The organism is Streptomyces sp. NBC_00727 (assembly GCF_045161745.1).
Lineage (GTDB): Bacteria > Actinomycetota > Actinomycetes > Streptomycetales > Streptomycetaceae > Streptomyces.
Genome location: NZ_CP108981.1, coordinates 6807588 through 6827549 on the forward strand (window position 1 = coordinate 6807588; position 19962 = coordinate 6827549).

At 70.3% G+C, this 19962-nt stretch carries 18 protein-coding genes; 16 read left to right on the top strand and 2 right to left on the bottom strand.

The window, feature by feature from the left end:
- Nucleotides 1-81: 81 nt before the first annotated feature.
- Together OG242_RS30635 and OG242_RS30640 are read left to right on the top strand one after the other, a co-directional pair.
- Nucleotides 82-882 (top strand): alpha/beta fold hydrolase, encoded by an 801-nt coding sequence (locus OG242_RS30635; RefSeq protein WP_405901769.1) that lies wholly within the window; start codon nt 82-84, stop codon nt 880-882.
- Entirely contained in the window at nt 879-2156 is a 1278-nt protein-coding gene (locus tag OG242_RS30640) for a cytochrome P450 (RefSeq protein ID WP_405901255.1), read from the top strand. Before OG242_RS30635 ends, OG242_RS30640 begins: the two co-directional genes overlap by 4 nt.
- Nucleotides 2157-2219: 63 nt before the next feature.
- On the opposite strand, the gene OG242_RS30645 is transcribed toward OG242_RS30640, so the two are convergent.
- Together OG242_RS30645 and OG242_RS30650 are read right to left on the bottom strand one after the other, a co-directional pair.
- Nucleotides 2220-3623 (bottom strand): DUF4241 domain-containing protein, encoded by a 1404-nt coding sequence (locus tag OG242_RS30645; RefSeq protein ID WP_405901256.1) that lies wholly within the window; start codon nt 3621-3623, stop codon nt 2220-2222.
- Nucleotides 3620-7192: a DNA/RNA non-specific endonuclease gene (locus OG242_RS30650; RefSeq protein ID WP_405901257.1), complete on the bottom strand. Its 3573-nt coding sequence runs from the start codon at nt 7190-7192 to the stop codon at nt 3620-3622. Before OG242_RS30650 ends, OG242_RS30645 begins: the two co-directional genes overlap by 4 nt.
- Nucleotides 7193-7483: 291 nt before the next feature.
- On the opposite strand from OG242_RS30650, the gene OG242_RS30655 reads away from it, so the two are divergent.
- The 14 genes from OG242_RS30655 (at nt 7484) to OG242_RS30720 (ending at nt 19962) form a co-directional block, all read left to right on the top strand.
- The gene (locus OG242_RS30655) at nt 7484-9022 is read left to right on the top strand and encodes a phage tail sheath family protein (protein ID WP_405901258.1); all 1539 of its coding nucleotides are present in this window, start codon (nt 7484-7486) and stop codon (nt 9020-9022) included.
- A 60-nt stretch (nt 9023-9082) separates the two neighbouring features.
- Nucleotides 9083-9526, top strand: a complete 444-nt coding sequence (locus tag OG242_RS30660; protein ID WP_018099792.1) for a phage tail protein — start codon at nt 9083-9085, stop codon at nt 9524-9526.
- Nucleotides 9526-9960, top strand: a complete 435-nt coding sequence (locus OG242_RS30665; RefSeq protein ID WP_405901259.1) for a hypothetical protein — start codon at nt 9526-9528, stop codon at nt 9958-9960. The genes OG242_RS30660 and OG242_RS30665 overlap by 1 nt, the downstream gene beginning before the upstream one ends.
- Nucleotides 9957-10100, top strand: a complete 144-nt coding sequence (locus tag OG242_RS30670) for a DUF6760 family protein (RefSeq protein WP_405901260.1) — start codon at nt 9957-9959, stop codon at nt 10098-10100. The genes OG242_RS30665 and OG242_RS30670 overlap by 4 nt, the downstream gene beginning before the upstream one ends.
- A 28-nt stretch (nt 10101-10128) precedes the next feature.
- Nucleotides 10129-11778 (top strand): hypothetical protein, encoded by a 1650-nt coding sequence (locus OG242_RS30675; protein ID WP_405901261.1) that lies wholly within the window; start codon nt 10129-10131, stop codon nt 11776-11778.
- Nucleotides 11779-11794: 16 nt separating this feature from the next.
- Entirely contained in the window at nt 11795-12232 is a 438-nt protein-coding gene (locus OG242_RS30680) for a phage tail protein (protein WP_018099789.1), read from the top strand.
- A gap of 5 nt (nt 12233-12237) precedes the next feature.
- Entirely contained in the window at nt 12238-13038 is an 801-nt protein-coding gene (locus OG242_RS30685; RefSeq protein WP_405901262.1) for a peptidase M23, read from the top strand.
- Nucleotides 13035-14921, top strand: a complete 1887-nt coding sequence (locus OG242_RS30690; protein WP_405901263.1) for a VgrG-related protein — start codon at nt 13035-13037, stop codon at nt 14919-14921. The genes OG242_RS30685 and OG242_RS30690 overlap by 4 nt, the downstream gene beginning before the upstream one ends.
- A 37-nt stretch (nt 14922-14958) precedes the next feature.
- A complete protein-coding gene (locus OG242_RS30695) occupies nt 14959-15240 on the top strand; it encodes a PAAR domain-containing protein (RefSeq protein ID WP_405901264.1) in 282 nt (93 codons plus the stop codon).
- 6 nt (nt 15241-15246) lie between these two features.
- Nucleotides 15247-15681 (top strand): GPW/gp25 family protein, encoded by a 435-nt coding sequence (locus OG242_RS30700; protein ID WP_405901265.1) that lies wholly within the window; start codon nt 15247-15249, stop codon nt 15679-15681.
- Nucleotides 15678-17651 (top strand): putative baseplate assembly protein, encoded by a 1974-nt coding sequence (locus tag OG242_RS30705; protein WP_405901266.1) that lies wholly within the window; start codon nt 15678-15680, stop codon nt 17649-17651. The genes OG242_RS30700 and OG242_RS30705 overlap by 4 nt, the downstream gene beginning before the upstream one ends.
- A 4-nt stretch (nt 17652-17655) precedes the next feature.
- Nucleotides 17656-18222 (top strand): phage tail protein, encoded by a 567-nt coding sequence (locus OG242_RS30710; RefSeq protein WP_405901267.1) that lies wholly within the window; start codon nt 17656-17658, stop codon nt 18220-18222.
- 431 nt (nt 18223-18653) lie between these two features.
- Nucleotides 18654-19445, top strand: a complete 792-nt coding sequence (locus tag OG242_RS30715) for an NADase-type glycan-binding domain-containing protein (RefSeq protein ID WP_405901268.1) — start codon at nt 18654-18656, stop codon at nt 19443-19445.
- Between the two features lie 64 nt (nt 19446-19509).
- On the top strand, nt 19510-19962 hold the full coding sequence (locus OG242_RS30720; protein ID WP_405901269.1) for a flavodoxin family protein: 453 nt from the start codon (nt 19510-19512) through the stop codon (nt 19960-19962).

The following is a 19962-nucleotide window of genomic DNA, read 5'->3' on the forward strand; positions in this document are numbered from 1 at the left end:
GGGGAGCCACCGTGGTCGGAGCCGGGCTGTCGATGACCGGCTGGACCGAGGGCTACGGCGACGGGAGCCGGTGTGACCGCATTGTCTGTTCTGCCTGGAGGGGTTCTGCCCCACACGCTGTACGGCGAGGGCCCGCACAAGGTGATCGCGGTGCACGGTTGGTTCGCCGACCGTTCGGCGTACGACCCGGTGGTGCGGGACCTCGACCCCGGCTCGTTCCAGTACGCGGTGGCGGACCTGCGGGGGTACGGCGAGGCCAGGGGTGTGGCCGGCTCGTACACGACGGCCGAGGGCGCGGCGGACGTGCTCGCGCTGGCCGACCGGCTGGGCTGGGAGCGCTTCTCGCTGATCGGCCACTCGATGGGCGGCTCCGTCATCCAGCGGACGCTGGCGGCCGCGCCGCACCGCGTGCGCCGGCTGGTCGGCATCTCGCCGGTGCCCGCGTCCGGTCTGCCGCTGTCGCCCGAGCAGTGGGAGTTGTTCTCCGGTGCGGCGACGAGCCCCGAGAACCGGCGGATCATCCTGGACCTCACCACGGGAGGCCGGCGTCCGGCGGCCTGGCTGGACCGCATGGTCCGGCGCTCGGTCCGGTGCAGTGACGAGAAGGCGTTCCGGGCCTGGCTGGACTCCTGGGCGGGCGAGGCCTTCCACGACCGGATCGACGGATCGCCGGTCGAGGCCCTGGCCATCGTGGGAGCGCTCGATCCCGCGCTCTCCGCCGAGGTGCAGCGGGAGACCTGGATGCGTTGGTTCCCGCGGGGCACGCTCGTCGAGCTGCCCTCCTGCGGCCATTACGCGATGGACGAGGCGCCGCTCGACCTGATCCGGGTGGTGGAGGACTTCCTGCGGGCGGACGCGGGTGACGGCGGGGAGACGGCGTGAGCGAGCCCGTCCTGCCGGGGGCCGTGCCCGATGTCTTCGACCCCCGGCAGTACGCCCGCGGCGTCCCCCACGACCGCTACCGCCGCCTGCGCGACCACCGGCCCGTCGCGTGGCAGGAGGAGCACGAGGTGCTGGGCTGGCCGGCGGGCCCCGGCTTCTGGGCGGTCACCCGTCACGCGGACGTGGTCCGGGTCCTGCGGGACTCCTCGGCGTACTCGTCGTACCTCGGGGCCACCCAGATCCGCGACTCCGACCCGGACGACCTGCCGTTCATCCGCCGCATGATGCTCAACCAGGATCCGCCGCACCACCGGCGTTTGCGCGTTCTTGTGAGCCGCGCCTTCACTCCGAGGCGCATCGCCCGGTTCGAGACCGTCGCCCGTGAACGCGCCCGCGCGCTGCTGAGCCGCGCGGTGGCCGCGGCACGGGAGGGTGACGGCACCTGCGACCTCGTCAGTGAGGTCACCGACGACTATGCGCTGCTCAATCTGACGGACCTGCTGGGCATCCCGGACTCGGACCGAGGGCTGCTCCTCCACTGGACGCGTCGCGTCATCGGCTACCAGGACCCGGAGGAAGCGGGCACACCGCAGCCGGGCCGCGCCGACGCACCGGTCAACCCGCGCTCTCCGGCGGCCCTGCGCGACATGTTCGACTACGCCCACTCCCTGGTGGCCCACAAACGCCGGCACCCCGCCGACGACGTGATGACGGCACTGGCCACGGACCCCGAACTGACGGCGCCGGAACTGGAGATGTTCTTCTTCCTGCTGGTTGTCGCGGGAAACGACACGGTACGCAGTGCGGTTCCCGGCGGCATCCAACTCCTGGCCACGCACCCGGAGGAGTACCGCCGACTGCACGACAATGAGGTGGACATGGCGACCGCCGTGGACGAACTCCTCCGTCGCCACCCGCCGGTCCTCTCCTTCCGGCGCACGGCCACCCAGGACACGACCCTGTCAGGCACGCGCATCCGCGCCGGCGACAAGGTCGTCGTCTTCCACGCCTCGGCCAACCACGACGAACGGACCTTCCCCGACCCCTTCACCCTGGACCTCAGCCGTTCCCCCAACCCCCACGTCTCCTTCGGCTATGGCCCGCACGTATGCCTGGGCGCCCACTTCGCCCGTCTGCAACTGCGCGTGCTGTACGAGGAGATGTGCGGCCTCCTGCCACCAGGAACTTTCAACCTTGCGGCTCCACCAAGCCGCCTTCTGTCGAACTTCATCAACGGCCTGAAGGCCCTGCCGGTGAAAGTAACTGACGAGTGACCGTTGTCATTGTCAGAGCTCCCGAGGATCTGGGCCATTGTCGGTGTAGGGCGCGGGGTGGCCCTACCGCGCTGCGTCCAGTTGCATGTCCGCGATGAATGAAGCGACTTTACCGTTCGCTGTTTTGCCGATCCAGACCGGATAACGGCCATCCCCCCAGCCGCTATCGAAGGCTACGAGAGCCGCACTGTTGTGGGACCCTCCCAAATGCAAGGTTCGCACACCGGGAATTGCAGAATCTGGAGGTGCGTAATCGGCGTTGGCGAAAGTGGCTGCTGCGTGAGGCAAGAAAGAGGCATCGAAGAAACATGCCATGCCGGAGTCGACGCCAAAACCGTAGGCCGTTCCGTTGGGGAGCAGGCGTATGTCCTCTCCCGGAAGAACCGCCAGTTCCCAGCACGCGACATCTTCATCCCGTACCAAGATTCCTGCAGCAGCCACCCTCGCTGTACGGCTGCCGGGCGGACGGCTTACGTTGACGAAGAAGCGATATTCCCCTGGTGGGACTGATGCCGAGTATGGAAGCCGCTCCTCGAGGAAGTAGTCGTCGGGGTCGCACACAATGACCCGCCCTGTGGGTAGATTCATTGATCCGACCAGTAGGGAATCAAGCCGCCTTGACTCCCCCCTGATAGATACGGCTCTGGACGCCTGGGATATCACGAGAAGCTCCGGATTGGGCTGTAAAGGCCGAGGGGGATGCCATGGCGGACGATCCCCGGGTGATACGACAATGCCGAACGGTGGCTGCTTGCTCTCCACCAGTTGATACCTGGGTGATCCGGCCGCGAAAAATGGAATGGGGTGCCAGTGCCCATCGGGGCTGAGCGCGCTGTTCAGGTTTTCGATATCGACTGAGCTTGCTTCGAGTGGCCATGCCGAGGGTAGGACGGTGTCGGCGTTGGCGTAAGTCCCGTGAATGAGCGGGGCCAAGTTCCCAAACGTGGGCTTTTGGAAGTCTGGAACATTCGCGGAAATTTGCAGACTGGTTCGCGCGTGATCAGTGATCACTGTCATGGTCGCGTCCGAAGCGCTGCCCCGTAGCTGGCTGATCCGAGTGGGGACCTGGGCGTCGAACTCATCCTGCTCCGCGTTGTAGTACATCCAGAGAATCTCTTCGACAACGACGAGCTGGTCTTCGTTCAGCAACCGCAGGTCGCTTTTCAGCGCGCGGCGGCGCAGGGAATCGAATCTCCAGACATTGCAGGAATTGTTCGCCCAGCAAATTTCCAATAGAATTGCAGGGGAGTCATTGAGTGTTAACAGGGCGGCGTACTGTTTTCCGGCGCGATCACGGATTCGAGCTTCGGATACGTGGAGAGGTCCTACTATTGCACGTTCCCTCGGATCCCATCCCTCGCAGTAGATTACATCCATCGTGATGCTCGCGAATTCCAACAGATGCTCCCTCGGTGGAAAGAGTATTTGGGGTCCGCAGCCGTAATGAAACCTGAGCGGCTGGATCATGGGTGCGGAATAGAGTTGTTAATGGGTGACCCAGAAGGTGTCGGGATCCTGTTGGATGGGCCGGGGTTCGCGGTGATCGAGAGGAGGACTCGCGATGATATGAGATAGTGCGCCAAGCCGATAAGTATCCTCTCCTGATCCGCCTGAGTGAGTGAGCGGATTCCGACTATCGTGTTTATCTCGCTGGGAGTCGGGCGGTGGGTGGACGCAGTCGCAAAGAGGCGCTCGCCCGCCCCTGTGCTACTCCTGGGGAACTCGGAACTAAGCCAGGACTGATATGCTGTGGCGTCATTGTGTGCATGTTCGATACTTACGGCGTAAGTCACCTGGTTCGATATGTCGCCCTTGTAGATGAAGTCGGCCACAGCGCGTTCCGGTTTCTTCATCGCGGTGTTTGCTGCTGTTGTGATGGTCGACAAATTTCTCCGGTCATTTCCGGGGCCTCCCAGGAGATCTGCTACGAGGTGGCCTCGTTGTAAAGGGCCGATGCCGTCGATGTCGATGCCTGGTGTGTATACCCCAGACGAAGCAGACCCCTGATCCTTTGAGGCGAGACTGAGTGGGTCGCCTGAGTAGGCCAGCGCTCTCCCGTATTTATCCACTGCGGAAGGAACTAGGTTGTGCTCGGGGCGTCTGAAATCGAAGCCGTGAAGTCCAAAACGAACTCCGATTTTATGAATCATTTCGCTGAGATCGTGAAGTCCGCTGGCCACCATCCGGTCGCGCGACGGAGAGTCTCCTGTTGTGGCGTACTTCGAAATCAAATCTAGAGCCGCTTTGTTTACTTCTTCTATGGACTCGTCAAGCTTCTCGCCCGTCCGTGCTCTTCCCGGGGAGGTCTTCATCCACTTGGATACTTCTCGCAAAAGTTCAAGCTTATTTTCCACCTCTTCGAATTTTCCACTTGCCATGAGTATGGAAAGATTCTTGCCAGTGAAGTGTGCTCGGAGGGTGTGACGCTCCGGTCCGATACTCGTAGGGACGTCAATGATTCGAGGCCCGTCATTCGGCTTCGCGGATGCTCCGCTTTCCGTGTTCTTGTTGTCGCGTGGAGGGGTTCTCTTGGTGTTTTCGCCGCCCTTTTTGTTTATTTTCATTATCCCCCACAGTGCCTTGCCCTTTTTGGTGATGAAGTTCACGATCTTGTCGATCGCCCGGCTGACCGGGCGGGACACCGCATGGAAGACGCTCTTCACCTTCGCGGCCAGGCTGCCGATCCCGAGCAGAGAAGCCAGGAAACCGATAAGGAGGGGCACGCTCGCGGCCAGGGCGGTTTCGACCATCTTGGGGACGCCCGCCTTGCCGCCGTTGGCTATTGCCACCACCGCGTCCAGGACCGAGTTGACGAACTCCACTATCTGGGCGCCCTGGTTCACCACGAACGTGACGATGTCGATGATTCCCTTGACCGCGCGGACGAACGCGGAGGCGGGGTTCAGGAGGGAGAGGATCCAGGTGATGCCGGCGATGATGACCGTGGGGATCAGGTAGCTCGTCAGCTTTTCCAGGATCGTGGATTTGAGGTCGCCCGCCTCTTCCTGGATCTCCTTGACCGCGCCGGCCGGGCCCTCGCGGGCGATGTTCTGGGCGACCGGGACCGAGGATTCGACCGCCGTCATTGCCTGGTCGGGGACGCCCTTGCGGGTGACACGGGCGCGGATGTTGGCCCAGGTCAGGCCCAGGAGCGAGCCGATGAGCTGGATGATGCCCTTCATGTCGAACTTCTGGGGGAGTTCGAGGCCCGCCTTCACCGCCGTGCCGAGCAGCCAGGACACGACCCCGGTCTTCAGGTGGTCGGCGATGTTCGTGATGAAGAGGTTGAGGCCCGCGCCGACGGCCGACACCAGGTTGCCCAGGAAGCCGATGGGGTCCTTGATGATCTTCATGATCGCGCCGGCGGCCTTGGCGAGGATGCCCAGGAGGAGGTTCTTCAGCTCGTTGATCGTCTTGATCGCACCGACGATCGCGTCCTTCGCCTTGTCGATCAGGCCCTTGTTGGCCTCCTGGAGCTTCTTGATCTCCTCGTCGACCTTGTTGAGCGCGGCCGTGTACTTCTGGGCCAGGTCCTGGACCAGCTGCTCGGACTTCTCGTTGACCGACGCTTCCAGATCGTCGAACTTGCCCGCGAAGTCCTTCGCCGCCTCCTCCCCGAACTGACGCAACTCGGCGGGGAGTTTGTCGACTTCGGCCTTCAGCTCGCCCCGGCCCCTGGCGATCCGGGCCTTCGCCTTGCCCAGCTCGCTGCCGATGATGTCGGCGACCGACGAGATCACCGTCTGCATCTGTGACACGTAGAGCTTGCGGGCCTCCTGGTAGAGGCTGTTCGCCTCCTCGGGGAGACCGGCGAACTTGTCCTTCACCCAGCGCGCCTTGCCGGTCCAGCCGGAGTAGCGCTTGTCCTTGTACTTCTTCATCCGGCGCTTGTGGTCCGCCGTGAACGCGTTCCGGGCCGCCTTCTCGCCGGAGGTGAAGGCCGCGTCGACCTTCTTGTCCAGGCCGGACAGCGTCGCCTCGACGTCCTTCTTCGTGCCGTCGTAGACCTTCTGCAGCTTCGCCGTGACCTCGGCGCGTTTCTTCTCGTCCTTCGACTTGGTCTCGCCCTTGCCGCCGTCCACCTTCTGCCCGGCCTGCGCGCGCGTCGCGGTCAGGGTGCTCATCGCGGCGGCGCCCGAGGCCGCGGCGCCCGCCTTCGCGGCGGACAGCTGCTGGTTCTCGGCCGCCCTGCCCTTCGCCGGAGCCTTGGCGGAGTCCGCCTCGGCGGTCTTCTTCGCGCTGAGCGCCTCGTTGAATTCCGGTTCGTTGCCCTTGGCGAGCTGCTCCTCGGTGACCTCGGCGTCCGCCATCGCCTGGTCGTTCTGCGCGGGCCCCTCGGAGAAGTCCGTGACCGATGCCGGCTGCTTCTCCGGGATCGCGGCCGCCGCGGACGGTGCCCCCGGGTTGCCGGGCGGCCGGTCAGGGGTGAGCGGGGTGACGGGCTTGTCCTTGGCGGCCGAGGTGTCCGGCGGGGCCTTCGTCGCCGTGTCGATGTCCTTGGCCGACGACTCCTTGCCGTCCGAGACCTTGCCGTCGACCTCCGCCTTGACCCGCTCCGCCTTGCCGGACTTGGAGAACTTGTCGGCGTCGTCAAGGTTCTTCGGGGCCTGCGCGTCGATCGCCTTGTTCACCGCGTCGATGAACGCCTTCTTGTCGAACTCGCCCGGCTTCGCGGCGTTCATCTTCTCCGCGTTCGCCGCCTTGCCCTGTGCCTCCTTGTCGTCCGAGGGCGCCATGGCCGCGTCCTGTGACGCCTTCGACTCCGTGCCGGCCGGCCGGTGCTGTGCCAGCCGCTGCTTCTTCGCCGCCACGTCCGCCTTGACGCTCCGGAAGCCGGGGGCCTGGGCCGGTGACGGCTTGACGGGGGCCGTGTAGCGCTGGGCGACGAGGCGCGACACCGCGGCGTTGCCGGCGGCACGTTGCAGCCGCTGGATGCTGCGGCGGTCCGGCGCCGGGGCGGGGGCGGGGGCCGTTTCCGTACGAGGGGTGCCGGCGCGGGACGGGGTGGCGGGGGGCTTCTCGGGAACCGCCTTCACCCGTGCCTCCCCCCCCAGCACAGCTCCGCCCGGACGTGGTCGAAAGGTCAGCGTGCCGCCCGCGCTCCGCCCGCGGCACAAGACGTGAGGCGGGCATGCCGGGCACACCCCGCGACGCGTCGGTCGCGGCCCGCTTGCCTCATCGGGCAGCTCCCCATGCACGGCAGGGCGGCCGACTATCCGTTCCCGGTGATCGCCGCAGTGGCGAGAATCGCCGGTGTTCCCCGGTCGGGCAGCGGTCACGCGACGGGGTGGGAAGCACGTCGAGGAGCACGTCAAGGAGAGGCCCATATGCCGTCGTATCTGTCCCCGGGCGTCTACGTCGAAGAGGTCGAGTCCGGTTCCCGGCCGATCGAAGGGGTGGGCACGTCGGTCGCCGCCTTCGTCGGGTTCGCCCAGCGCGGCCCGTTCGACGAGCCGACGCTGATCACGAACTGGAGCCAGTTCGTCAGCACCTTCGGCGACTTCGTGGACGGCACGTACCTCGCCTCCAGCGTCTACGGCTTCTTCGCCAACGGGGGCGGCATCTGCTACGTCGTCCGCATCGGTGACGGCTCCGACACCGTGGCCGGGGGAGCGGACGGCGAACTCGCGGCCGGCTCCGAGGTCCAGGTCGGGCCCTACGCCGTCAAGCCCAGGCCGGGGGCTGTCGGCGAAATCAGCGTGGAGGTCGCGGAGGCGGAGGGCGAGGACCCGCCGTCCGATGTGTTCCAGCTGATCGTGAAGCGCGACGGCCAGGTGGCGGAGACGTACCCGTCCGTGACCACCAAGCGCAGCAAGGAGAACGTCGCCACCCGGGTCAACGCCAAGTCCGAGCTGATCGAGATACGGGAGTCGGGGCGCGGCGCCGCCCCCGCCCGGCCCGCGCCCCAGTCGGTCACCCTGGCCCCCGCGGCCCCGCCCGCCGGGAGCGCCGGCGCGCTCGCCCCCGAGGTGTACGTCGGCGACGCCGACCGCCGCACCGGGCTGGGCGGCCTGGAGGCCGTGGACGACGTCACCATGATCGCTGTACCGGACCTGATGGGCGCGTACGAACGCGGGCTGCTCGACCTGGAGTCTGTCGTCGCCGTACAGCAGGCCCTCATCGGCCACTGCGAGTTGATGGGCGACCGGGTCGCCATCCTCGATCCGCCGCCCGGACTGACGCCTCAGCAGATCAGGTCCTGGCGCACCGACCGGGCGAACTTCGACTCCAAGTACGCCACGCTCTACTACCCGTGGATCAGCGTCGCCGACCCGGCGTCCGGCCGCGCCACCCTCGTACCGCCGAGCGGGCACGTCGCCGGGATCTGGGCACGCAACGACGACTCGCGCGGTGTGCACAAGGCACCGGCCAACGAAGTGGTGCGCGGAGCGGTGGCGTTGCAGACGCAGCTGACCAAGGGCGAGCACGACCTGCTCAACCCGATCGGGCTCAACTGCATCCGCGCCTTCCCGGGACGCGGCATCCGGGTCTGGGGCGCCCGCACCCTGGCATCCGACCCCGCGTGGCGCTACCTCAACGTGCGGCGGCTCTTCAACTACCTGGAGGAATCGATCCTCGCCGGTACCCAGTGGGTCGTCTTCGAGCCGAACGACGACGCCCTGTGGGCCCGTATCCGCCGCACGGTCTCCGCGTTCCTCGTGAACGAGTGGCGCAAGGGCTCGCTGTTCGGCCTCACCCCGGACGAGGCGTTCTACGTGAAGTGCGACCGGGAGACCAACCCGCCGGAGAGCGTCGACGCGGGCCAGGTCGTGTGCGAGATCGGCGTCGCGCCCGTCAAACCGGCCGAGTTCGTCGTGTTCCGCCTCTCGCAGCTGACCGGCGGGACCGGGGGCGTCGACGAGTGACCGGCACGCGCCGCCCTGCAGTGACCGGCCCGTTCCCGAACCTGGCGTAAGGAGCCTGTGGTGCCACTTCCCGATCTCGACAGTTCCGTCGGGCACTCCTTCGGTCTCGAATTCGACAGCGTCGTCATCAAGCAGATCACCGAGGTCAGTGGTCTGAAGATGGAACAGGACGTCATCGAGCTGAAGCAGAACACCGCCGACGGCAAGTACGCCATCAAGAAGCTGCCCGGCCGTCCCAAGGCCGGCGAGGTCACCGTCACGCGCGGCCTGACCGAGGACAACAGCTTCGAACGCTGGATCAAGGACTCCCGCTTCGGCCGTATGACGAACGCCCGCCGCAACGGCGCGGTCATCGTGTACGACTACGAGGGCCTGCCCATCAAGCGGTACAAGCTCATCAACGCCTGGCCGAAGTCGCTGGAGATCGGCACGCTGAAGGCCGGTGACACCTCGGTGCTCACGGAGAAGCTGGCGATCACGTACGAGAGCATGGAGCTCGACTGATGCGGCGTACGGTCCAGTTCCAGGCCCCTCCGGAACGGGACTCGGGCACGGGCCGGTCCGAACCGTTGCGGACCGAGTTCCCCTTCGAGCTGCCGCGCGGATATGTGGACGAGTCGGGCACCGTGCACCGCAGCGGGGTGATGCGGCTCGCGACCGCCCGGGACGAACTGGTGCCCCTGCGCGACGACCGGGTGCGGGAGAACTCCGCGTACCTCTCCGTCGTCCTGATCTCAAGGGTCGTGACCCGGATCGGCACGGTCGAGGACATCCACCCGGGCGTCATCGAGGACCTGTTCGCGTCGGACCTCGCGTTCCTCCAGGACTTCTACCGCCGGATCAACGCCGAGGGACACACCCGCGCTGCCGTCACCTGTCCGTCCTGCGACGAGGAGTTCGCGGTGGATCTCGCCGGCGGTCGCCTGGGGGAATCGTGACGTACGCGGCCGACCTGCTCTACGAGGAGGTCGCGTACCTCGCCTACCACTTCCACTGGCCGCTCGACGACCTGCTGGACCTGGAACACCCGGAACGCCTGACGTTCGTCGCACAGGTCGCCCGCCTCAACGGGCAGTAGCCAGGAGCACCGAGGAGGACGAGGAACCATGGGGCTGATGTCCTGGCTGCGCGGCGGCCGTTCCGCCGATGCCCCGCCCTCGCAGCCCCCTGGCCCGGCAGGGCCGGACCGGGTCGACGTGAGTCGGCTGGAGCCTGTGCAGCGGTCCGTCACGGGCCAGGACCTGCTGACCAGCCCGGTGGGGTTCGAGGCGGGGCTGGTAACGCGTCAGGACGCGTCGCTGGGGACGCCGTTGGGTCACCTGGTGAGCCCCGAGGCTCCCGCCGGTCTGGTACGCGGTGTGGTCGACGCCGCCCCGGGGAGCCCGCCCCCACCGGTCCAGCGGGCCGTCGAGATGCCGATGCCGGCGAGGCGCGGGACGCCCCCGGTCGCCGTCCAGCGGGCGTACGGGGACGGGATGCCGAACCTCACCTCGGCCGGGCCCGCCACCGCCTCGGCCGGTCTGCCGGTACGCCAACTGGTCGGGGAGCAGCGCCTCGTACCCCTGGACGGGCGCACCGAGCCGGCGGGCCCGCCGGACCAGGCGGAGGGCGCCGAGCCCGACGTCCCGGCGCCGGGCGCCCCGCCTGTACAGCGCGCCTCCGCCGACGTACCACCGCTGCCCGCGCCACCCCCGCCGCCCCGGCGCATGGGCGGCCTCGGAGCACCGCTCCCCGGCCTGCCGCCCACGGTCCAGCGCAAGGCGATCCAGCCCTCGCAGCCCCCGCCACCCCAGGTGCAGCGCGACAGCGCCCCGCCGCCCGCCCACGCCGCCGACCCGGTGTCCAGCCCCGGCGAGACCACGGATCTGCTGATCCCCGAGGAGCCCGGGACCCCGGACACCCCCACCGGGGCGGAGACCGTGGCGCCGCTCCTGGGCGACGCCCCGCTGAAGCCGGAGGGCAGCGCGCCCGCGCCCGACGCGACAACGGACCGCCCGGAGCCCGCCGCCCCGGTGCAGCGCATCACCACTCCGCAGGCCGTAGCCCCTGCCCGCCCCACCGCACCCCTGCTCGGGGACCGGCCCCTGACCCTTCGTACGGCCGACGCCCCCGGCGACACCCCGGCCGTCCAGCGCGCGGCGGAAAATGCGGCACCCGACAGCAGCGCACCCAGGCAGTCGCCGTTCGTCCCCGCTCCGCCCGCCCCGCCGCCCGCCGTGGCCGTCCGCTGGACTGCGGCCGACCCGGACGTGGGCATCGCGCCGGGCGCTCCGGCGGCACCCCTGCAACGCGCGGCGCCCTCCGTACAGCGGCAGACGGCCCCGCCGCCCGCCCGGCCGGAGCCGCCCACCGGCCGGGGACCCCGCGTCCCCGCCTCCGTCCGGACCGCCGGGGCCGTCGCCGTCGCGGCTGGGGTGGCGCAGCGGATGGCCGACGGGAGCGTCGTCTTCGCGTCCGCGCCCCGCGACGGCACCTCACGGCCGGTCGTCCAGCGGGACTCGGAGACCGCCGAGGAGCCACCGCCACCACCTCCGCCGGAACCCGATCCGGAGCCCGGACCCGAACCCGAGCCGCCGGCCACGGAACAACCGGCAGCGACGACGACCTCCTCCGCGAACTCCGACGGGCAACCGCAGGCGCCACCCGTCACCGATGAACTCGTCCGGGCGCTCTACGCGCCCCTCAGCAGACTGCTGAAGGCCGACCTGCGGCTCGAACGCGAGCGCTCCGGATTCCTCATCAACACCCGTCACTGATCGAGAGGCACGCGCCATGGCCAACGCCCCGGACGACGACCCCGCAGTCAGCGTCTGCTTCGTCGTGACGATCGACGACATCGAGCTCGGGTCGTTCAACACCTGTGACGGGCTGGGCTGCGAAGTCGTCCTGGAGACGCGGGAGGAGGGCGGCAACAACGGGCACGTGTGGCAGCTGCCGACCCGGCTGAAGTACTCCAACGTGAAGCTGTCGCGCCCGCTCACCCGGGAGACGGAGAAGGTGGCGCGCTGGTTCGCCACGATGACGACCGGGTTCAGCCGCAAGACCGCGCACATCGAGGCGCGGACCGGCGACGGTCGCAAGGTCGCCCAGTGGGGGCTGCTCGAAGTCGTGCCCGTGCGCTGGACCGGGCCCTCGTTCACGCCGGAGTCGCCCAAGGTCGCCATGGAGACGATCGAGATCGCCCACCACGGCTATGTGATGGAGGGCTGAGCGCGGTGAGCGGCGCGGGACCCATCGCCTTCAGCGCGGCCGGGACGTCCGGGGTGGCGTCCGCCGCGAAGGGCGGCTCGGCCAGGCCCAAGCTGGAGCACGCCTACCTCGAGCTGCGCACCCCGCCCACCGGCGGCGGGCTCACCCCCGGCGGGCCGTGCGGACGGATCGATTTCCAGTTCAACCCGAAGGAGTTGAGCCTCACGAAGGCCGCCTCCTGGAAGCGCACCCCGGCCAAGGGCGCGAAGAGCTCGGGCCCGCCGGAGTACCAGGGCTCGCAGCCCAGCAAGCTCACCGTCGAGATGTTCTTCGACGCGGGCGACACCCAGGACACCCGTGTCGTCACCGCGGTGGAGCAGCTGTTCGCGTGCTGCGTACCGACGAACGAGACCCGGCAGCAGCAGCGTTCGTCTCCGCCGTGGGTGGTGTTCCACTGGGGAGGACTGACCGGGTTCCCCGGGTACGTCAGCCAAGTCGCCGCGAAGTACACGCTGTTCACCACCTCGGGCGTACCGATCCGGGCCGTGTGCCAGGTGACGATGGAGGAGATCAGCGGGGAGACACCCGGCCAGAACCCCACCTCGGGCGCGCTGGCGGCCCGGCGGGTGCACCGGGTGGCCTCGGGCGATTCGCTGCCGTCGCTGGCCCACCGGGAGTACGGCGACGCGGGCGCCTGGCGGGTCATCGCGGAGGCGAACGGCATCGACGACCCGATCAGGCTGGCACCCGGTACCCAGCTGCTGCTCCCCGCCCTCGACGAGCTGGGCCGGCTCGACGGCAACGGCGGCCGGAGGGCGGGGCGATGACACGCCAAGGGGTCGCCAGCGCACTGGTCGTGGAGTTCGACGGCCGCCCGCTGCCCGCGAAGTTCCTGAACACCCTCGTCGAGGGGTACGTCGACGACAGCCGTACGCTCCCCGACCTCTTCCTGCTCCGCTTCCGCGACCCCGACCGCGTCCTGCTCCAGCAGACCGGCCTGAAGATCGGCAGCGAAGCCCGGCTCCTGGCCCGGACCGGCGCCGACACCGCCCCCAGGCCGCTCCTGGAAGGCGCGGTCACCGCCCTGGAGGTGGAGCTCGACGAGACCGGCACCTTCACCCTGGTCCGGGGCCTCGACGAATCGCACCGCCTGCTGCGCGGCCGCCGCGTCGCCAGCTACCAGAACATGACCCTCTCCGACATCTGCGGCCAGGTCGCCCAGCGCGCCGGACTGAAACCCGGGAACGTGGACGTGGCCGGTCCCGTCATCGAACACATCGCCCAACCCAACGTCACCGACTGGGAGTTCGTACGCGGCCTCGCCGAAGAGGCGGGCGCGCAGGCGTACGTACGGGACGGGCAGCTGCACATCACCCGGCCCGCCGAAGCGAGCGGCGCACCGGACAGCAGCGCACGCGCCGACCGCGACCCCCTCGTCCTCGAACTCGGCACCAACCTGCTGCGCTGCCGCGCCGGAGTGTCGGCCGCCGAGCAGGTCTCCGAGGTGGAGGTGCGCGGCTGGGACATCGGTGCCAAGGAGCCGCTGGTCGGCCGGGCACCCGCCGGCAAGTCCGTCACGCTGGAGCTCGGGGTCACGGCCGCCGAGGTGATCGCCCCCTTCGGCGAGGCGCGGTTCGTCGTCACCGACGCGGCCTACGGCACGCAGGCCCGGGTCGACCAGGCGGCGAAGGCCCTGGCCGAGCGCATCGCCGGGTCGTTCGCGGAGCTGGAGGCGGTGATCCGGGGCAACCCCGAGGTCACGGCCGGCAGCGCCGTCGCGCTCAACGCGGTCGGCGCGCCCTTCGAGGGCCGCTACACCGTCACCTCCTCGCGCCACGTCTTCGACGCCGTACGCGGGTACGAGACCTGGATCACCGTGTCCGGGCAGCAGGAGCGTTCACTGTTCGGACTCACGGGGGCTGCCGGTGCGTCCGGGGGCGGTCCCCGCTGGTCCGGGCTGGTCAGCGGGACGGTCACGGACACGCAGGACCCGGAGGGCTCGGGCCGGGTGAAGGTGCGCTTCCCGTGGCTGTCGGACGAGTACGCGAGCGACTGGGCGCGCACCGCGCAGTCCGGCGGTACGGGCGGCGGCGAGGCGTTCATCCCCGAGGTCGGCGACGAGGTGCTGGTCGGCTTCGAGCAGGGCCACCTCGACCGGCCGTACGTGCTGGCGGGGCTCTACAACGGCAAGGACCGGCCCGGCGGGGGAGGGGGCGATGCGAGCGCCCCCGCGGCCCCCGGCGGCGGCGGCCTCGTCGACCCCACCACCGGCGCGGTCAACCGACGCGCCTTCGCGTCCAAGAGCGGCAACCAGCTCGAACTGCTGGACGCGGCGAACGGCCCGCAGGGCGTACGGCTGCGCACCGGCGACGGGAAGCTGACCATCGACCTGGACCGGCGGGGCACCGCCGTCGTCATCAACAGCGACGGCAGCGTCACCATCGAGGCCAAGGAGCAGGTGTCCGTCAAAGCGGCCAAAGGCGTCGCCCTGGACGCCGGACGCGGCGAGCTGACGCTCACCGGCGAGAGCGTCACCCTCACCTCCCGCAACGGCGTCGCCCTGAACGGCGGCAACGGCAAGGTCGCCCTCTCCACGGACGGCACGGTGGAGGTGCACGGCGGCCAGGTCACGCTCGACGGCAGCCGGCGCGCGGACCTGAAGAGCGGAGGCTCGGTCTCCGTCAACGCACCGACGATCCAGCTCAACTGACGTACCACCACATCCGCGACGAACAGGAGCGCAGCGCATGCCGTCAGCAGCAGCCGCCCGGGTCGGCGACCCCACGGGCCATCCCGGCACGGTCGGGCCGACCGGGGTGGTCTCGGTGCTGATCGGTGGGAAGCCCGCTGCCACGGTCGGCACCGCCCACCAGTGCGCGTCGCCGCTCGGCCACCCGCCGTCGGTGCTCGCGCCCCCGGGCAGCCGGAGCGTCTTCATCGGCGGTAGACCCGCCGCCCGCGTCGGCGACCTGAGCGGCTGCGGCGCACCCATCCTCGCGGGCTGCGCCACGGTGCTGATCGGAGGCTGAACGGACATGGGAGAGCAGTTCATCGGAGCCGGCTGGGCCTTCCCGCCGCGTACGGACGCCACCGGGTCCATCGCCCTGGTGCGCGGCGAACGCGAACTGGAGGAGTCGATCCGGCTGATCCTCGCGACATCGCCCGGCGAGCGCCCGATGCGTCCCGAGTTCGGCTGCGCCGTCAACGACTACGTGTTCGCCCCCGCCGACGCCGGAACGGCCGGGCAGCTCGCCTACGAGGTGCGCCTCGCCCTGGAACGCTGGGAACCGCGCGTCGAGGTCGCCGACGTCACCGTCCGCTTCGACGCGGCGGACAGCGGGGTCCTCTACATCGACATCGGCTACACCGTGCGCGGCTCCAACGACCCCCGCAACCTCGTCTTCCCGTTCTACGTGATCCCCCAGCACGGACCGGAGACGAACCCCGACGACGAGGAGGCCGGCGCGTGACGCTGCCCAGTCCCCACCTGGACGACCGCCGCTTCCAGGGCCTGGTCGACGAGGCCAAGCGCCTCGTCCAGCAGCGCTGCCCGGAGTGGACCGACCACAACGTCTCGGACCCCGGCGTCACACTCATCGAGGCGTTCGCGACGATGGTCGACCAGCTCGTCTACCGGGTGAACCGGGTGCCGGAGAAGAGCTACCTCACCTTCCTCGACCTGATCGGCGTGCGCCTGCACCCGCCGACGGCCGCCCGCACCGATGTCACCTTCCGGCTGTCCGCCCCCCGCCCCGACCCCGTCGTGGTCCGCGCAGGGACCGAGGTGGCGACCGTCCGTACGGAGACCGAGGAGGCGGTCGTCTTCACCACCACCTCCGAACTCACCGTCGTGCCCTGTTCCTTCGCCCACCTCGCGACCTGGCCGGCCGCCGAGGAGGTCGTCGACCGCACCGAGCAGCTCGTGATCGGGCGCGACATCGCCTGCTTCGGCGCCACCCCCGCCCCCGGGGACTGCCTGTACGTGGGACTCTCGGCCGCCGTCCCGGCGGGCGTCGTCGTCCTGCGGCTGGACTGCCGGGTCGAGGGCGTCGGCGTCGACCCGCTGCGCCCGCCCCTGGTCTGGGAGGCCTGGGACGGCACCGGCTGGGCGGCCTGCGAGGTGGAGAAGGACGACACCGGAGGCTTCAACCGGTCCGGCGAACTCATCCTGCACCTGCCGAAGACCCACACCCCGGCCGCCGTCGTCCGGCGCACCGGCGGCTGGCTGCGCTGCCGGCTGATCGAGACCGAGCCGGGCCGCCCGACCTACCTGGCGCCCCCCGTGCTCCGGGGCGTCACCGCCTTCACCATCGGTGCCACGGTCGCCGCCGAGCACGCCGAGACCATCACCGACGAGGTGCTCGGCGCGGCGGAAGGAGTGCCCGGACAGGCGTTCACCCTGGGCAGGGCGCCCGTCGTGCCGGGGGACTTCGTGGTCGAGGTGGCGGACCCGGCGAGCGGCCCCGAGGACGAGTACACCCGCTGGACCAGGGTCGACGACTTCGCGCACTCCGGCCCCGACGACCGGCACATCACCCTCGACCCCAACTCCGGCCGGGTCGAGTTCGGCCCCGCCGTACGCGAACGGGACGGCTCCATCCGCTACTACGGGGCCGTCCCCGCCAAGGGCGCCACGGTCAGGGTGCGCTCGTACCGCACGGGCGGCGGGCGGCGCGGAAACGTCGCCCGGTCGACGCTGAGGACCCTGCGCAGCGCGATCCCGTACGTGGCCCGCGTGGAGAACCGCCGCCCCGCGCTCGGCGGCGTCGACGGGGAGAGCGTCGAGAGCGCCCGGGTGCGCGGCCCGATGACCCTGCGCACCCTGCACCGGGCCGTCGTCCCGCACGACTACGAACTCCTCGCCCGCGAGGTGGCCCCCGACGCGGCCCGCGTCCACTGCATCCGGGCGGCCGCCGACGGCGACGACACCGGGCCCGACGCCCAGGGCGTACGGCTCCTGGTCGTACCGGCAGGGCGCAGCGACGAGCAGGGACGGATCGTGTTCGACGAGCTGGTCCCGCCCGCCCAGACCCTGCGCCTCATCGCCGGCCACCTGGACGAACGCCGCCCGATCGGCGCCCGCCTCGTCGTCGAGCCGCCGTTCTACCAGGGCGTCACCGTCGTCGCCTCCGTCCAGGCCGAGCCCGGCGCGGACCGCGACCGCGTACGGGACACGGCGCTTGCCGCGCTGTACGGGTACTTCAACGCCCTGTCCGGCGGGCCGAACGGGCAGGGCTGGCCGTTCGGGCGGCCGGTCCAGTCGGGCGAGGCGTTCGCCGTGCTCCAGCGGGTGCCGGGCGTGGACCTGGTGGAGGACGTACGCCTCTACCGAGCCGACCCCCTCACCGGCGAGCGCACCGACGCCACCACGAAGATCGCCCTCGACCGGCACGCCCTGGTCTTCAGCTACGAGCACCAACTCCGCGTGAGGGGAGCCTGAGACCATGCGCACCGGCATCCCCGGACTCCCCACCCCGCACCCGCTCGTCGACCAACTTCCCGCCGTCTACCTGGAACAGGACTTCCTCCGCCGCTTCCTCACCGCGCTCGACGACGTCCTCGCCCCGGTCCTCCTCACCATCGACAACCTCCCCGCCCACCTCGACCCGCGCAGCGCCCCGGACGACTTCCTGGCCTGGCTGGCGCAGTGGGTGGCGGTGGAGTCCCCCGAGGACAGCCCGGTCGAGCGGCGCCGCGAGACGGTACGCGGGGCGGTGGCCCGGCACGCCCGGCGCGGCACGTCGGCGGGGCTTGCCGACGCGGTACGCCTGGCGGCCGGCACCGAACCCGAGATCACGGAGAGCGGCGGCACCGCGTGGTCCACGGGCCCGCTCACCGCGCTGCCGGGCGCGCCGCGCCCCTGGGTGACGATCCGGCTCAGGGAACAGCCCGGGCAGACCATCGACCGGGCCCGACTGGAGGAACGCATCGGCACGGAGGTCCCGGCGCACGTGGGCTTCACACTGGAGATCCTGCCTCCGGACGGGGGCGCGGGGGGTGCGGCACGGTGATCTGCGAGGCGTGCGGGACGAGGAACGAACCGGGGCGCGAATTCTGCGTCTCGTGCGAGGCGTTTCTCGCGTGGGACGGTGACGAGGACGGCGCGCAGGGGACCGGGGGCGCGACGGGGCCGCCCGCACCTCCGCAGCCGGTGTCGCCCGGCGCGCCCGCGACGCCCAGTCCGCCGGCGCCCGCCCCCACACCGCCCATGGCGCCGGGGCCGGGACAGGGCGTCGCGCCCCCCGCGCCCGGATCCCCGACCTCCGCCCCAGCGCCCCCACCGCACGCGACGAACCCCCTCCCCGCCATCCCATCGCAGCGCCCGCCGACGCCCGCACTCCGCGCCCAGGGACCGGCACGCCCCGACCCGACACCGCGTACACCCGCCCAGCCATCCGGCGCCGCCCCCCGCCGCCCCGGCGACCGCCCGGACGCCGCCCCCATGACCCCCGACGCCTCGGCGCCCCAGGCACCGGCCTCCGCCCCCGGCAGGGCTTCCGCAGTCGTGCGGTGCCCCGGCTGCGGCGCGGAGAACGCGCCCGACCGCACCCTGTGCGTCCGGTGCGCCCTGCTCCTCGACCCGGGGTTGCCGCCCGACGTACGCCCGCCCTGGTGGCGCCGCCTGTTCCGCCGGGGCCCCGCGAAGGGCCACACGGCCGGGGCGCGTCCCCGGCGACGCCGACGGGGACCTCGACTGGGCATACCCCTCGCGCTGCTCCTCGTACTGGCCGGAGTGTGGTTCGCGCTGCCGCACCTGTCCGGACTCCTCGGCCTCGCCAAGGACGAGACGGGCGCGCCGGAGTCCATGCCGCCGTCCGCGTGCCACGGCTCGAGCGCGGCATCGGGGCACGCCGCCGGTGCGGCGTTCGACGGCTTCAACAACCGCTACTGGGCGCCGAAGAAGACCGGCGACGGTGCGGGGGAGTTCCTGGAGTGCGCGTTCGACTCGCCGGTGCGGATGCGGAAAATGGTGGTGTTCTCCGGGACGTCGGCCCGCAAGGACGAGTACCTGACGCAGGCCCGGCCGGCCAGGATCATCGCGGAACTGACCGCGAAGGACGGCACCAGGAGCACTCACACGATCCGGCTCACCGACCAGGCAGGCCAGCAGACGTTCGACCTCCGGGGCGCGCAGACCGTCCGGGTCCGGCTCACGGTCGACTCGGCATACGGTACGGGGAAGGGGCGCCGGGTGGCGATCGCCGAGGTCGAGTTCTTCGGCCACCGCTCCTGACACCTCCGCGCACGGGCCGTACCCGGCTTGCGGCGAAGGGAGGCGCACGGCAGGGTTCGGTGCTGTGCCCACTCTCCTGATCGTGCATCACACGCCCTCCCCGAACTGCCAGGCCCTCTTCGAGGCCGTCGTCGCCGGCGCGACGACCGACGAGATCGAGGGCGTACGCGTCGTACGACGCGCGGCACTCGCCGCCACGGCCTCCGACGTCCTCGCGGCGGACGGCCTGCTCCTCGGCACCCCGGCGAACCTCGGCTACATGTCCGGGGCGCTCAAACACTTCTTCGACCAGATCTACTACCCGTGCCTCGACACGACCCAGGGTCGCCCGTTCGGGTACTACGTGCACGGCGGCAACGACGTCACCGGCGCCGTACGCGGCATCGAGACGATCACGACCGGCCTCGGCTGGCGCCGCGCGGCGGACGCCGTGAAGGTGACGGGCGAGCCGTCCAAGGCCGACACCGAGGCGTGCTGGGAACTGGGCGCCGCACTGGCGGCGGGCCTGACCGAATGA